The 14,699-nt window shown below is 62.0% G+C and carries 14 protein-coding genes; 8 read left to right on the top strand and 6 right to left on the bottom strand.

The annotated features are described in order from the left end of the window. Positions 1-130 precede the first annotated feature (130 nt). Positions 131-1,045 carry a phytanoyl-CoA dioxygenase family protein gene (locus ACFPB1_RS16305; RefSeq protein ID WP_379227159.1) on the top strand — a complete coding sequence of 305 codons (915 nt, stop codon included), beginning with the start codon at positions 131-133 and terminating at the stop codon, positions 1,043-1,045. A 127-nt stretch (positions 1,046-1,172) separates the two neighbouring features. Then, the gene (locus ACFPB1_RS16300; RefSeq protein ID WP_379227237.1) at positions 1,173-1,484 is read left to right on the top strand and encodes a WGxxGxxG family protein; all 312 of its coding nucleotides are present in this window, start codon (positions 1,173-1,175) and stop codon (positions 1,482-1,484) included. A 196-nt stretch (positions 1,485-1,680) separates the two neighbouring features. On the opposite strand, the gene ACFPB1_RS16295 is transcribed toward ACFPB1_RS16300, so the two are convergent. Both ACFPB1_RS16295 and ACFPB1_RS16290 read right to left on the bottom strand, forming a co-directional pair. Further along, on the bottom strand, positions 1,681-1,902 hold the full coding sequence (locus ACFPB1_RS16295; protein ID WP_090641524.1) for a helix-turn-helix domain-containing protein: 222 nt from the start codon (positions 1,900-1,902) through the stop codon (positions 1,681-1,683). A gap of 391 nt (positions 1,903-2,293) precedes the next feature. Continuing rightward, positions 2,294-2,896 (bottom strand): TetR/AcrR family transcriptional regulator, encoded by a 603-nt coding sequence (locus ACFPB1_RS16290; protein ID WP_379227157.1) that lies wholly within the window; start codon positions 2,894-2,896, stop codon positions 2,294-2,296. 234 nt (positions 2,897-3,130) lie between these two features. On the opposite strand from ACFPB1_RS16290, the gene ACFPB1_RS16285 reads away from it, so the two are divergent. Next, positions 3,131-4,600 (top strand): DHA2 family efflux MFS transporter permease subunit, encoded by a 1,470-nt coding sequence (locus ACFPB1_RS16285; RefSeq protein WP_379227155.1) that lies wholly within the window; start codon positions 3,131-3,133, stop codon positions 4,598-4,600. A 64-nt stretch (positions 4,601-4,664) separates the two neighbouring features. On the opposite strand, the gene glsA is transcribed toward ACFPB1_RS16285, so the two are convergent. Further along, positions 4,665-5,600: a glutaminase A gene (gene glsA, locus ACFPB1_RS16280; RefSeq protein WP_379227153.1), complete on the bottom strand. Its 936-nt coding sequence runs from the start codon at positions 5,598-5,600 to the stop codon at positions 4,665-4,667. A 154-nt stretch (positions 5,601-5,754) separates the two neighbouring features. Between glsA and ACFPB1_RS16275 the strand changes: the two genes are divergently transcribed. The 3 genes from ACFPB1_RS16275 (at position 5,755) to ACFPB1_RS16265 (ending at position 9,404) form a co-directional block, all read left to right on the top strand. After that, a complete protein-coding gene (locus ACFPB1_RS16275) occupies positions 5,755-6,429 on the top strand; it encodes a tetratricopeptide repeat protein (protein ID WP_379227151.1) in 675 nt (224 codons plus the stop codon). Positions 6,430-6,624: 195 nt separating this feature from the next. Next, complete coding sequence (locus ACFPB1_RS16270; protein ID WP_379227149.1) at positions 6,625-8,373, top strand: sensor histidine kinase; 1,749 nt, start codon at positions 6,625-6,627, stop codon at positions 8,371-8,373. A 296-nt stretch (positions 8,374-8,669) separates the two neighbouring features. Then, complete coding sequence (locus ACFPB1_RS16265) at positions 8,670-9,404, top strand: YheC/YheD family protein (RefSeq protein ID WP_379227147.1); 735 nt, start codon at positions 8,670-8,672, stop codon at positions 9,402-9,404. Positions 9,405-9,419: 15 nt separating this feature from the next. Here the strand turns inward: ACFPB1_RS16265 and ACFPB1_RS16260 are convergent, their stop codons facing one another. The 3 genes from ACFPB1_RS16260 to ACFPB1_RS16250 form a co-directional block, all read right to left on the bottom strand. Next, positions 9,420-10,388, bottom strand: coding sequence for a glycosyltransferase family 2 protein (locus ACFPB1_RS16260; protein ID WP_379227145.1), 969 nt, complete (start codon positions 10,386-10,388; stop codon positions 9,420-9,422). Positions 10,389-10,465: 77 nt separating this feature from the next. Then, a complete protein-coding gene (locus ACFPB1_RS16255; protein WP_379227143.1) occupies positions 10,466-11,155 on the bottom strand; it encodes a glycosyltransferase in 690 nt (229 codons plus the stop codon). Then, the gene (locus tag ACFPB1_RS16250; RefSeq protein WP_379227141.1) at positions 11,156-12,181 is read right to left on the bottom strand and encodes a glycosyltransferase family 4 protein; all 1,026 of its coding nucleotides are present in this window, start codon (positions 12,179-12,181) and stop codon (positions 11,156-11,158) included. It lies immediately after the preceding gene. Positions 12,182-12,371: 190 nt separating this feature from the next. On the opposite strand from ACFPB1_RS16250, the gene ACFPB1_RS16245 reads away from it, so the two are divergent. Both ACFPB1_RS16245 and ACFPB1_RS16240 read left to right on the top strand, forming a co-directional pair. Then, positions 12,372-13,361: a sugar phosphate nucleotidyltransferase gene (locus ACFPB1_RS16245; protein ID WP_379227139.1), complete on the top strand. Its 990-nt coding sequence runs from the start codon at positions 12,372-12,374 to the stop codon at positions 13,359-13,361. Further along, positions 13,358-14,653, top strand: coding sequence for a UDP-glucose dehydrogenase family protein (locus ACFPB1_RS16240; RefSeq protein ID WP_379227137.1), 1,296 nt, complete (start codon positions 13,358-13,360; stop codon positions 14,651-14,653). Before ACFPB1_RS16245 ends, ACFPB1_RS16240 begins: the two co-directional genes overlap by 4 nt. The last annotated feature ends 46 nt before the right edge of the window (positions 14,654-14,699 follow it).

Here is a 14,699-nt window from a genome sequence, read left to right as displayed (position 1 = left end):
TTATGTATACGTTCTCATATCCGTGTGATCCCGGCAACCTCTTTGTTACTTTGCGCTACTTACAGGCCGCCCGTTCTCCCTTATACTACGGGTTAAGCAGCACATTTTCCTACCCAGGGAGGCGTGAATCATGGAGAAGACCGGCATGAACATTCCGGTGTCGGACGCGCGCAAGCAGGCGACGATCACGGACGAACAGGCGCAGTATTTTCTGGATAACGGCTTTCTCGTCGTGCGCGGCGTGCTGGCGGGCGAAGAGCTCGCCCTCGTGCAGCGCGAAATGCGGCAGTTGTACGAGAAGGGCGCGGCCGGCGTAGAGAACGACCCCGACTATATGTACGGGACGGGCGTGAAGTCCGGTCAGCCGGTGCTCCGGCGCATCGAATACGTCATCGACAAGAGCGATCCGATGAAGGCGCTGCTCGGCCATCCGTTCATTCTGCGCTCCGTCGAGAAGCTGCAGGGACGCAATCTGATTCCGACGTGGGACTCCATGGTGCTGAAGGCGCCGGACGAAGGCGTCATCGTGCCGTGGCACCGCGACGCGGCCGTGCCGGACGGCTGTACCGATCCGCGGCCGATCTTTAATGTCGATTTCTATCTCGACGAAGCGGATCTGAAGACCTGCCTGTGGGTCATACCGGGCAGCAACAAGTGGACGAAGGCGGCAGCTGACGCGCGCTGCAGGCAGCCCGGCTTCTCGACGGACGACGCGATTCCGGTGCCGATGCAGCCCGGCGACGTGATCTTCCACAACATCGAAGTGCTGCACGGCTCGCCTTCCGGCGACGGCAACCCGCTGCGCCGGACGGTATACTACGAGTTCCGGCCCGGGGAGATCGAGGCGGAGTTCGGCCCGCACACGCTGGAATATTTGACGCTGAAGCAGCAAGTGCTGCTCGACTGCATCGAACGGCGCAAGGCCGCGCCGTACGCGCAGGGCGAGACGCCGTTCGAGTACCGGCCGCATGGCGCGTTCGCCGTGCACGCCGCAAGGCGGCCGGCGCAATACAGGTACGGGCACGAGCATTATTGGCGCAGATAAGGGAGAAAGCTCGCTTTAACGCGACCAATCATTCCCGAGCGTTCTGATTCATAACGACTGCCCTCCGCGGGAAGACCAACAGTAGCAACTCACTTTTCCCGCAGAGGAGGCACTACCTTTGAAAAAGATGAAGCACCTGCTTTGCTTTGCCGCGCTTGGCTGCTTCGCGCTCCTGTTCGGCGCCGGCATGCTTAGCGCCGCCGGCAAGGAGCCCGTCAACAGCATGACATCGCCTACTACGCAAAGCTACGACAATGCGGACAATCGTATCCTTCAGACGAACATGTATAACGGCAACCGCGTGACCGGCGGAGACTACCGGGCCGCCGCGGTGGACAATGACAACGATTTCGATTGGGGCTGGCTCGGCCTTCTGGGCTTGATCGGCTTGGCCGGCTTGCGCGGCCGCAACCACGACCAGACGCCGGAGCGTTCGTAATCTGCTTCGCCTGCGTGAAGCGCAAATTCAAGCAAACCGGGAAACCCGTGCCGCGAGGCCGGGTTTCTTTCTTTTGCCGCCTGCGGCAATGCCGCCCGTTCATGTTCCCGGCGCGTCAAAAAACCTTCTTGCAGCGGTCCCGTATGAATACGGAATCACTGCTAGAAGGCTTGAGCAAGGTATGCGGCGAAGAACGTCAAATTTTTAATTCCCCAAGCTTGATCAGCTCGACAACCGCTTGCGAACGACCTTTAACGTTCAACTTTTGCATGACGTTGGAAATGTGGTTACGGACGGTTTTCTCACTGATGAACAGCTGCTGAGCGATGTCTCTAGTCGTCTTATCCTGCACAAGCAGTTCAAAAACCTCGCGTTCACGATGAGTTAACAAGAACTTGCTCTTCTGGTCGCTACCCATTAATTGTGTCACCCCTCCTTGCTCGGGTTTTTATGGTGTAACAAGGTTAAGGGATACAGTCAAAGTATCATATGAAAGGGCTTATGGAGTGGTGCGGTTATCCGTAAAAATGGGCGGGTATTCGTCGGGTTTCGCGTTCTAAAAGCGATCGCGGCCGCATAATCGGGCGTTTGCGGCCAATAGGTCCCGTTCCGGCGGATTATCGTGCCGCGGGAACCGGCTGCGCCCGGCTGCGCGGGCCTTGGCGGCCGCAGTCCGGCAAGCTCCGAGATTTATCGGCGGCCCCGCCGGGCCGGTTGCGGACGGCAAAAAGGACGCTTCCGCGAAACAGGTGCGGGGCACCTCGTTTCGCGGGAGCGTCCTTTATCGTGCGCGCGGCCGAGCGACGACCTTAGCAGAAAAACAAACCGTCGTAGAAGCGGATGTATTTCGCCTTGATCTCCTCGATGGAGAGCCCGCGGTCCTTGATGAGGTAGTAGAAGTTGCTGGGATTGAACGAGGCCGCGATCGTGAAGGCGGCGAACTCCGCGTCGCCCGCTGCCGCCTCGCCGTTCTCGGCCGCTTCGTCGAGCAGCGACTTCAGCGTGGCGACGATGTAGACGAACGGCTCGGCCTGGTAGACGTTCGTCTGGTCCTCCTGGCACCATGCCGACGGTTTGATGGCGTTCAGCCAATCGATCTCCCGTTCGATGTAGCCCAGGATGCGGTCGAGGAAGCCAGCGAGCCGTTCCCGGACCGGCGCCTCGGCCGCCTGCTCGAAGTACTGCCCGATCTCGGCCTTGAACCGCCGGAAGCTGTCCGCCATCAGCTCCAGGCACAGCTCGGCCTTCGAGGAATAGCGCCGGTACAGCGTGCCTTGCCCGACGCCGGCGGACTTGGCGATCTGGTGCATGCTGACGCCCTCCACGCCGTGCTCGTGAAACAATTGGGAAGCGGTATCGAGAATGAGCTCGCGATGCCGGGCGGCATCCTTCCGTTCGTTGCGCTGCTGCATAAGCGATGACCCCCTGTGAATTTTAAAAAACTTTACGCGCCGTTCATTGACAATGGGCGCGCGGTCCGGTAAGCTGTGTATAGAAAACGGACAATTGTCCATTTTACAAATAACCGCACGGCGAAATGAATGCTCCTCGCTGCTATCATTTTAACCTCACCTTCGATGTAGGGTCAATGAGCGGCAGGAAGCGGCGCCGATAGCGGAATCAACGTTTTGGGTAGGAGGGTATGCATGTCGGCACAAGCAACATCCGCTGCAAGCATGGAGGAGCCGTTTTCCATCAAGAAAATTTTGGCCCCGCTCGCGGCCATCATCATCGGCATCTTCATGGTCGTCTTGGACGGTACGGCGGTCAACGTCGCCATCCCGGGCTTCATTAAAGAGTTCAACTCCACGTTCCAGATCGTCGGCTGGACGGTCACGGGCTACGCGCTCGCGCAAGCCGCCGCGATCCCGCTTTCGGGCTGGTTGTCCGACCGGTTCGGCGCCAAGAAGGTCTTTTTGATTTCCGTCTTCCTGTTCACCTTGGGCTCGCTCTTGTGCGCCCTGTCCACGTCGGTTGAAATGCTGATCACGTTCCGCGTGCTGCAAGGCCTCGGCGGAGGCATGGTGCTTCCGATCGCGATGGCCTTCACGTACCGCCTGAGCCCGCCCGAGAAGGTCGGCCAGGTTATGGGCATGATGGGCATTCCGATCCTGCTCGCACCGGCGCTCGGTCCGGTGCTCGCGGGCTGGCTGATCGAATCGGTCAGCTGGAAATGGCTGTTCCTGATCAACATCCCGATCGGCATCGTCGGCATTCTGCTCGGCATCCGCACGCTGCCGAGCATCGAGCGCAAGGAAGTCGCTGCGCTCGACCGCTTCGGCTTCATTCTGGCGCCGCTCGCGTTCGCCGGCCTGTCGTACGGCGTTAGCGAAGGCGCGAACGGCTGGGACTCCGCGAAGACGCTCACGGGCATCATCGTCGGCGCCGTCGCGCTGATCCTGTTCATCATCGCCGAACTGTCGCGCAAGGAGCCGCTGCTGGAGCTTCGCGTGTTCCGTTCCTCGGACTTCTCGCGCGGCATCATCGTGCAGTGGATCTCGCAAATCGCTCTGTTCGGGACGATGTTCCTCGTGCCGGTGTTCCTGCAGAACGCCCACGGCAAAGGCGCGCTCGACACGGGCCTCATTATGCTGCCGCAGGCGATCGCGGCCGGCGTGTTCATGCCGATCGGCGGCAAGCTGTTCGATAAGATCGGCGCGCGTCCGCTCGTCTTCGTCGGCATGCTGCTCGTCACGGTGGCGGCGTTCATCCTGTCCCGCGTCGACGCGGAATCCAGCATGATGATGATCATGGGTCCGCTTGCCCTGCTCGGCGCGGGCATGGGGCTGTCCATGATGCCGCTGAACACGCATCTGATGCAGTCGGCGCCGCGCGAGCTCGTCGGCCGCGTCACGTCGCTGACGAACGCAGCGCAGCAGGTCATGACCTCGTTCGCGGTCGCGGGCCTGTCCACGATTCTCGCGAAGCGGATGGAAGTGCACGCCGCGGCGGCGAAGAGCCAGCTCGACGCGTACTCGCAGTCGTTCGGCGACACGTTCCTCGTGCTGACGTTCATCGCGGTGTTCGGCGCCGTGCTCGGCCTGATGCTTCGCCGTCCGGCGAAGGTCGAAGGCCAAGAAGGCGCGCAGCCGGAAATGATGATGCACGTCGGTTAACCGGCATGACGAAACGAAGCCGTGCAGGCTCGAAGCCTGCACGGCTTTTTTTTGCCTTCCGCGTTCAAAACATCGACCATTCCAGCTCCGCCGCCATGGTTCCGAGCAGATGGACGCCGGCCGTGCTGTTGCCTTTGGCGCCGAGCGCGGGGCCGACGACGCCGATGCCGAATCGGCCGGGCACGAGCGCGAGAATGCCGCCGGACACGCCGCTTTTGGCCGGGATGCCGACCTGGATCGCGAATTCGCCGGAGGCGTTGTACATGCCGCACATGAGCATGAATGCCTTGGCGATCTGCACGTACCGGCGCGGCACGAGCCGCTGTCCGCTGACCGGGTCGACCCCGCCGAGCGCGAGCACGAGCGCCATCCGCGCGAGCTGTCCGCAGTCGACCTCGACCGCGCAGTGGCGGAAGTACACGGCGAGCACGTCCTCGACGTCCACGTCATCGCCGAGCACCTCGTTGTCCTTCAGGAAATACGCCAGCGACCGGTTGCGATGGGCCGTCGCGGATTCCGAGCGGTACACGTCCAGGTTGACGTCGAGCCGAGCCCCGCCGGCCGCTTCGCCGAAGAAGGCCAGGATGCGTTCCGTCTTCGCCGCGGGCGTGTCGCCGCGGATGAGCGAGGTGACCGCGATGGCGCCGGCGTTGATCAGCGGATTGAACGGCTTGCCCGGCTCTACGAGCTCGAGCTTCAGCATGGAATTGAAGTCGTCGCCCGTCGGCTCCTTGCCGACCTTCGCGAACACGCCGGCCTCGCCGTTGTCCATGAGCGCGAGCAGCAGAGTGAACACTTTGGAGATGCTCTGCATCGTAAAGCGAAGCGCCGCATCGCCCGCGGAGACGCTCCGGCCGTCGGCGGCCATGACCGTAACGCCGAGCGCTTCCCGCGGCACTTTGGCGAGTTCTGGTATATAGGAAGCGACGTTTCCCTCGCAGGCTTTCGCCCGGCTTGCTTCCACCCAGCCCGGAAGCTTGGCGCGCAGTTCGTCCAGCATTGATATCGCCTTCTTTCCGTAAGGATGGCCGTTGCTTGATTCCAGTGTACGGTCCGGCGGGAGGACGCGCAAGACCGCAATGGCGCTATCCGGGACCGGGCATATCGTGTACAATAATGGCAGGTTTACCATTCCTTATCTCGGCAGGTGGCACATGATCAAAATCTTGTTGTTCTTTTTGTTATGGCGGCTGTTCGGAAGTCCGTTTTTGGCCGTCGTCATCTTGCTGGTCGTGTTATACGCGCTCGAGCGCCGGTTCCTCGGCTTGACGCCGAGCATCGTTCGGCCGCTTCGCCGCTTCGGGACGATCCGCCGGCTGCGGCAGCAGATCGCGATGAACCCGAACGATATCCCCGCCAAACACGAGCTGGCGCGGCTCCTCATCGAACGGAAGCGGTACGCGGAAGCGAAGTCCTGGCTCATGCCGCTGCAGGATCCGCTGGACAACTCCGCGGAATTTTGGGACGATCTCGGCGCCAGCCTCGCGCCGCTCGGCGAGACGGACGCGGCCGAAGCGGCCTTGCGCAACGCGCTGTCCATCAATCCGCGGGTGAAGTACGGTTCGCCGTATTTGCGCCTCGCATCCTTCTACGCGAAGAAGGATCCGCAGAAGGCGATCGGCTTCCTGCAGGAATTCCGCGGCATCCACTCGTCCTCCATCGAGGCGTATTACCGGCTCGCGGGCCTCTACGCGGAGCTCGGGCAGCAGGACGAGGCGAAGCGGATGCTCGCCGAATGCGGCGCGATCTACCGTTCGCTGCCCCGCTACAAAAAGCGCCAGGAGCGCCGGTGGGCGGTGCTCGCATGGTTCAGAAGTCTGCGCGGGTAGCCGTTTCCGCGATGGAGATGACGGGGATATTTCAGGCGTGCGGAAAATGATGCTTGAGCTGCGCCAATGTGCCAAGAATGCTTATTTCTCACATTGTCACTCGGTTTGAAATCCGTCATAATGAGAATCGCTTGGCATCATCGCGCTCATCCGCGACGCCGCAGAAAATACTGGTTTGATCGGAGAGTACGGGGAATGCGTCGTAATGCTTGGCTATTGGCAATGATCTTGATCGTGGTGCTGCTCGGAGCGAACAACACCGTGTATTATTTCACGACGAAACAATCGCTGGAAGACGGGCTGCAGCATGAACTCGATTCCGTGGCGAAGCAGATCGGCATCTCGATCGAGACGTCCCGCCAAGGGGCGGAGATGTACCAGGAGGAGATCGGGCGGGAGCTGCGGGCCGCCGCCGTCGCGGCGCAGTACGCGCTCGATCCCGACGTCGAGAAGGTCTCGAACGACCAGCTCGGGGAGCTGGCGAGGAAGCTCGATCTGGTCGACATCACCCTGCTGAAACGGACGGCCGACAACATCGTGCTCTATAAATCTTCGGATCCGAAGGAGCTGGGCTACGAGACCGACGGCTGGGATCCGTGGTACAAGGCGTTCAACCAGCTGTTCGACGACAAGAACGTGACGATCGGCTGGGGGCAGAAGCTGACGAATTTCTGGACGGGGCCGTTCGAATTCTCTACGACGTCGACCGACCGAATCCATAAATGGGGCTACTATTACGACGGCTCCACCAACTATATGACGGACCCATACATCAGCTACGAGAGCCGGCAGCTCGACTACGACTCGGCGACGGGCGTCGGCAGGCTGATCGCGGACACGCTGGACGCGAATCCGTGGCTGAAGGAAATCGCCGTTATCAACCCGGCGACGTTCCCGGACGGCGAGAACCGGACCGTGACGGACAACGGGGAGACGCTGGCGCACCGGACGCAGAATCCGATTATCGAGGGCACGTATTCGCTGAAGGACAAGCACGACGCCGCGAACGTGAAGACCGCCAACGAGAAGAACGCGAAGGTGTACCAGAACGCGTCCGTCGGCGGCGAGCGCATCATCAAGCTGTTCATCCCGGTGGACGTCGATACGAAGGTCGCCAGCATGCTCGACGGCGGCGGCAAGCCGATCCCGCGTTACGTGCTGTCGCTCGTGGCGGATTACAGCACGATTCAGGACACGCTCGACAAGCAGTTCCGGAACGTCGGCATTATCATTGCCTGCGCGTCGGCGGTCAGCCTCGCGCTGCTGTACGGCGTCGTGACGGCGTACAGGAAGTCGCAGGACAAGCTGGCGCGCCGGGCGCAGGAGACGTACCTGGACGAGATCAACGGGATGTTCCAGTCGATCCGCTCGCAGCGCCACGACTTCATGAACCACGCGCAGACGATCCGCTCCCTCGCGGAGCTTGGGAAGACGGAAGAGCTCAGGGTGTACACCGCGGAGCTGACGGGCGAGATCCACCAGATGAACGACATCATCAGCATCGGCAATCCCGCGATCGCGGCGCTCGTCCGCTCGAAGACGCTGCAGGCGGAGATGCTCAAGATCGATTTCGCGACGGAATTCGGCGATATGAAGCAGCTGCCGCTCGGCATGAAGTCGCTTGATTTGACGCGCTTGTTCGGCAATCTCATCGATAACGCGTTCGACGAGGTCTTGAAGTACGGCGAAGGGAACCGCGTCGTTCGGGTCTCGGCAAGCCAGCGCGACGGATACTTCCAATGCGAGATCAGCAATACCTGCCTCCATCCCGAGGAGCTGCGGGACAAGCCGCTATTCAAGGCGGGCTACACGTCCAAGGGCGACGGCCATTCCGGCCTGGGGCTGCATATCGTGAAGTCGCTCGTCGACAAGTACAAGGGCGATATTTCCTTGGCGCTCGACGAGCCGGATACCGTAACCTTCATGATTAAAATTCCGTTCTGATCCGCCGGAGAAGGCAGCAGCGAGCTTGAACTTATACGTACGTCGTGCCCGGGGCAGCCCGGCAGCCATAAGCGAATGGCTGCCGGGCTGTTTCTTTTTTGTTCCTTTTTTGTCTCGCTCCGCCGGGCAGCGCGCCTTTCATGTTCTTGGAAGTCCCGCATGCCGGCTGGCCGGACGCCTTCTAGTACATCTATCTTCCGCCGGCAGCCGCCTAGCAACATGCGCGAGAGTCGTGAATAGGGTGTAGGTGTATCAGGCAATCCGACGAATCGATTTCGGGCGCAAAGGAGAATCGTATGCCGCGTTATGTAGGAAGCAAATGGAGAAAGACGGTCGTGATGCGGAGCAGCGCGCCGCTGGCCGGATACGTGCCGGATACGGCGAAGATGACGGCAGCCGCCCTGCTGGAGCGGTTGAACCGCTATGGGATGGTGTACGTGAAGCCGGACCGCGGCATGCACGGCAACGGTGTGATGCGGGTCGAGCGCTCCGGCGGGGGCTACCGCTACCAGGCCGGGAAGCGGATCCGGAGATTCGATCGGTTCGCCGCGCTGTACGGCTCGCTCAAGGCGAGAACCCGCGGCAGGCGGTATCTCGTCCAGAAGGGCATCCATCTCCTCGAATACGACGGGCGCAAGTTCGATCTGCGGGTCATGGTGCAGTTAAGTCCTGCCAAGAAGTGGGAAACGACGGGCATCATCGGCAGGGTCGCCGCCAAGAACAAGATTGTCACCAACTTCCACGGCGGCGGCAAAATCGTAACCGCGGAAACGCTGCTGCGCGCGCATTCGGCGGAGCCGGCCGCGAAGCTGCAGACGCTGGCGAAGCTGGGCGTGCAGGCGGGAGCGGCCATGCAGCGGGCGTTTCCGGGCGTCTGCGTGATCGGGCTCGACATCGCGCTCGATCGCGCGCTCCGTCCGTACATCCTGGAAGTCAACACTGCGCCGGACCCGTACATCTTCAGGAAGCATCCCGATCCGCGGGTATTCCGGAAGATCATGCGGTACGCCAGGGCGTACGCCAAGCGGTAACGGCGGCCTCTCGCGTCAAGGACGCCGCCGCAGGACGAGCGCACGACCCAAAGGGGCAGGCGCGCCCTTCGCCAGGCCCTTCGCCGTGCCCTTCGCCGTGCCCTTTGCCACGCGCCTCGCGACGTTCTTCGCCAGGCGCTTCGCGACGCCCTTCGCCGCGCCTTCAATGTACGTCGAACCCCCGCCTTCCGGATAGGTCCAGTCTTGCGTGCCATCGGCCTGGTCCGCCTCGTCCGGACGAAGCGCCCCCGGCAGCGGGAGCTGATGGAGCGGCCGTTCCACGAAGGGCCTGAAATCGGAGGTGCGGACGATTATCGCGCCCTTGGAGGCGAGCAGGCGCTGCTCCGACACCCGCCAGGTATGCGATTTCCGGTTCGGGCGGCGGTAAGCGGCGAAGTTGTAGGAGGAGCTCGTGAACACCTTGAATCCGTTTCTCAGGCAGCCGTTGACGAAGCGGACGTCGGATCCCGCGGCGACCTTCGTCGAGAACGCGACCTTCTTGAGCACCCGCTTGCGGAACATGATGGTGGCGCCGGCGATGCGCCGGCACCGGCTGTATGGCTTGACGGTTGTTCGGCGCAGCAGCAGCACGGAGCGGTGGGGGAAGAAGAAGTAGCATGAGCGCTTGCCGACGACGTCCGCCTTCTTCTTGGCGAATACCAGCATGGCTTCGTCCAGGTAGTGGGGCGCGTAGTAATCGTCGTCGTCGAACTTGGCGACGTAGGGGCAGCGGGCTCGGGCCGCCGCGTAATTCAAGCAAGCGCCGAGGTTGCGGCGCCCATCGACGCGGAAGACCCGGACGCTGCCGTACCGGGCCGCCAGTTCCTTGTAGGGGCGGAGCGCGATGCCGTTGTCGTTGACGATGACGATGAGCTCTTTGACGGGCCATAGCTGGCGCTCGAAGTTATCGAAAATATTTTGCATGTGCTTCGTCCGAATGGTCGGGGTAACGATCGTAATCCCCGCGGTCCGGTTCGCGGCCATCGCTTCGCCTCCTCTTGGACCCATCAAGGTCAACCGGCCGGCGGTTGACCTTGCGTTCGTTCGCCCGCCTGCCGGCGCTAATTGACGTAACGGCGGAAGTTCGACGTCCGGCGCACGAGGCGGCAGTGCCGCATGTACCGGCGCGTGCTCTTCTTCTGCGTGTGGCTGTTCCAGTTTTTCCGGCGGACGCAGACGTAGTGCCGCTTGGAGACGGAGAAGATGCGGTAGCCCCGGCTGATGCAGCGCGAGAGCCAGCTGGAATCCGTGCCGACTTTGCGGTAGGCGGGGAATTTGACCCGGCGCCAGACCGACTTGCGAAACACGAGGGTGCCGCCCTTGACGTTGCGCTTGTATTTCCACTCGCCGCCCCGCCGGAACACCATCAGCGCCTTCTTCGCGTTGAAGTAGAGGTAGGCGGTATGCTTGCCGACGATGGCCGCCCGGCCGTGCTTGATCGCGCGGGCGGCTTCCCGCAGAAACTTCGGGCCGTAGTAATCGTCGTCGTCGAACTTGGCGATGAGGCCGTTGTCCGCTTTATTGATGGCATAGTTCAGGCACCTGCCGAGCCGGTACTTCTGGGGAAGCTGGTACACGGTTACTTCGCCCTCGGGATATTGGCTCGCCCGCTCCTTGTACACCTCGATGTCCATGCTGTCGTTGTTCAGGACGATGATCATTTTCTTGTTCTTCCAGAGCTGGCGGTCGTAATTCTCGAACACGTTGTCGATGTAGGCGGACCTCATCGTGCACGCGATCACGGTTACCATCTAATTCTCATCTCCGTTCGACGTTGGTTCAAGCTTGGCTTTTCGCCGGTTCCATAATGTGTTTTTCCTGATTTTGTACAGCTTCTTATTGATGACCCTGCGATACAGCTTCAGGAACGCGTCCGTCATGTTGCGGTCGGAGTAGCGGGTCCGGGCGTACCGCCGGAGCGCGCGGGCGCTGGGCAGCCGTTTGCGGTTGCGGACTTTCGCCGCCATGCCGGTCGTCGTGTTGCACACGAGCCGCGGCATCCCGCGCAGCACCTCGGGCACGGCGCCGCGGCGGAAGCCGAGCACGGGCGTGCCGCTCGCCATCGCTTCGACGAGGACGAGCCCGAACGGCTCATCCCAGGTCGACGTGAACAGGACGCAGTGCGCATTGGCCAGCAGCGCGCGTTTGCGGGAGCCGCCGACGGCGCCGACGTAGCGGATTTTTTTGCCCAGATGTGGCTTGATCTTGGCGTTATAGTACTTCCGGTCGTTCAGCGTGCCGGCGATGATGAGCTTGCGGCCCGTCTTCTTGGCCACCTTGATGGCTAGGTGAACGCCCTTCTCCTTGATCAGCCGGCCGAGGAAGAGCAAGTACTTTTGCTTCTTCTTCTTGAACGTGTAATCGTCCATGCTCATGCCGTTGTAGACGGCGTAGCCCTTCCCCCTGCCGTACTTCCTCAAAATGAATTTGCTCACGTAGACCCGAATCTGCACGTTCGACTTGATCCGCTTGGAATGGGACTGGCAGATGGTCGGGATCGGCGGATTCGCCTTGGCGACGATGCCGTAATGGTCGTGGATGATGTCGATGTCCGGCGGCATGTTCCGGATGATGAAGTCCAGCTGCGCGGTCTGATCGTCCGATTCGTATTCGAATGTTTGGGTTGCGTTCGACGTCGAGCCCTTCTTGGCGAACAGGAACACCTCATGCCCCCGTCTGACCAGCTCCTCCGTCAAATAATGCACGTCGCGCTGCGTCCCTCCGTAATCCTTCGGCGGGACAGGGATCGTGTTCGTCGAAATTTGCGCAATTCTCAAGTGTCCCTCAGCTCCTTAGGTCGATGTCTGCCATGGGCATTCACTGTAGGATATGAGCGGACTTCCGAGCAGGGCACGGCGCATTCATCAAATTCGGCGGCAATATCGGCTGTTGGAAGTGATGGCCTATACCGAGTGAAAGCCGTTTTCATAGAATGATAGCAAGCGATGGAGAGGGGAGTGGAAAGCAATGAAGGGATTGATTCTCTGCGCGGGAAAAGGAAGCCGTCTCTATCCGTTTACGTACAGCCGGCCGAAAACGCTGATCCCCGTGGCGAACATGCCGCTGCTGCAGCTGGCGATCGTCAAGCTGACGGACATCGGCATCGACGAGATCGGCATCGTCGTGCATCCGTCCCAGGAAGCGGGCATTCGCGAGCAGTTCGGCGAGGGAGAGGCGCTCGGGGCCGCGATCACGTATATATACCAGCGCGAAGCCAAGGGCATCGCGCATGCGCTGAAACAGGCGGAAGCTTACATCGGGGGGCAGCCGTTCATGCTGCTGCTCGGCGATAACTTGATATCGGCTTCGCTGGCCGCGCTCAAGGACGATATCGAATCCGGCGCCGCGCAGGCGTCGCTGCTGCTTGCGGAGGTCGAGGTACCGCAGGATTACGGCATCGCAGACATCCGCGACAGGCGCATCGTCGGCTTGGAGGAGAAGCCGCAGGAGCCGAAGTCCAACCTGGCGGTGCTCGGCGCGTACGCGTTCGCGAAGGAGATCTTCGCCGCGGCCGGCGATATCCGCCCTTCGAGGCGCGGCGAGTACGAGATCACGGACGCGATCCAGCGGCTCATCGACTGGGGCTTCGCCGTGACGTACCGCGTGACGGATCAGCTGAACATCGACGTCGGCACGATGGACCGGTGGCTGCGGGCCAACCGCAAGCTGCTCGCCGCGGAGGCGGCGGCTGACCGGATTCATGGCACCGCGCGGCTCGAGGGCTGCACGATCATCGAACCGGTGGCGATCGGCAAAGGCTGCGTGCTGAAGGACTGCCGGATCGGCCCTTATGTGTCGATCGGGGCAGGCTCGACGCTCGAGAATTGCAGCATCGAGAACAGCATCATTTTGAACGGGGTACATGCGAAGGACGTGCCATTCCCGATGAAGAACGTCATCGTCGGAGACCGCGCCGTCCTCGCAGGGGTGCCCGATAAAGGAGTGGAAGAACCTTGAAGATATTGATCGTAGGCACGGGCTACGTAGGTGCCACGACCGCCATGGTATTCGCCGAGACGGGCTGGCAGGTGACCGGCCTCGACGTCGACGCCGGGAAGATCGAACGGCTGAAGGAAGGGCGCCTGCATTTTCACGAACCGGGCCTCGAGGAGCTGATCGCCAAGCACGTGCGGAGCGGAAGGCTGCGCTTTACGACGGACAAGGCTGCTGCGATCGCCGGACACGACGTCGTCTTCATCTGCGTCGGCACGCCGTCCGGGCCGGACGGCAGTGCGGATCTTCGCTACGTGCGGCAGGCCGCCGAGGATATCGCGCGCCATATGGACGGCTACAAGCTCGTCGTTACCAAGAGCACCGTCCCCGTCGGCACGCAGGAGCGGGTCAAGGCCTGGATCGCGGCGGCGCAGCCGGCGCCCCATCCGTTCGACGTCGCGTCGAATCCGGAGTTTCTGCGTGAAGGCAAAGCCGTCGAGGACGCGCTCCGGCCGGACCGCATCGTCATCGGTGCCGACGGGCGGCGGGCGGCGGAGCGGCTCAAGTCGCTGTACGGTTCGTTCGCCTGCCCGCAGCTCGTCACTACGCCGCGCACGGCGGAGCTGATCAAGTACGCATCCAACTCGTTTCTCGCGACGAAGATCTCATTCATGAATGAGCTAGCCAAGCTGTGCGACAAGCTGGAAGTCAACGTGAGCGAGGTGGCCGAGGGCATGGGGCTTGACCCCCGGATCGGACCGAGCTTCCTGCAGGCCGGCCTCGGCTACGGCGGTTCGTGTTTTCCGAAGGACGTCTCGGAGTTGGTCGGTGCGGCGCGCAAGCATGACACGGACCTGCGCATTCTGGAGCAGGTGATGGACGTGAACCGGACGCAGTCCGCCTACTTGTTGGACAAGGCGAGACTCCGGCTCGGCGGCTTCGCGGGACGGACCGTCGCGGTGCTCGGACTCGCGTTCAAGCCGGATACGGACGATATCCGGGAAGCGCCGGCGCTGCGGATCATCGACCGCCTGCTGCGCGAAGGAGCCGGCGTGCGGCTGTACGATCCCGTCGCGTCCCTGCCGGGAGGCGGCGACTACCGGGCGGTCGCGGTCTGCGGTGAAGCGGAGGACGCGCTGCGGGACGCGGACGCGGTCATGCTGTGCACGGAATGGCCCGCGTTCGGCCGCATCGACTGGGAGGAAGCGAGGGGGCTGCTCGCGCAGCCCAATGTCTTCGACGGGCGCAATATGCTGGACGCGGACCGGATGCGCCGCATCGGCTATTATTATCAAGGCATCGGCAGCGGCCACTAAAGCCGGCTCCGGTCATGCGGAAGGAAAGCCATTCATAACCATTCGC

The organism is Paenibacillus sp. GCM10023250 (genome assembly GCF_042653205.1).
GTDB lineage: Bacteria > Bacillota > Bacilli > Paenibacillales > Paenibacillaceae > Paenibacillus_Z.
Note: the sequence above shows the minus strand (reverse complement) of the source record. Positions and strands in the feature narration are given on the sequence as shown.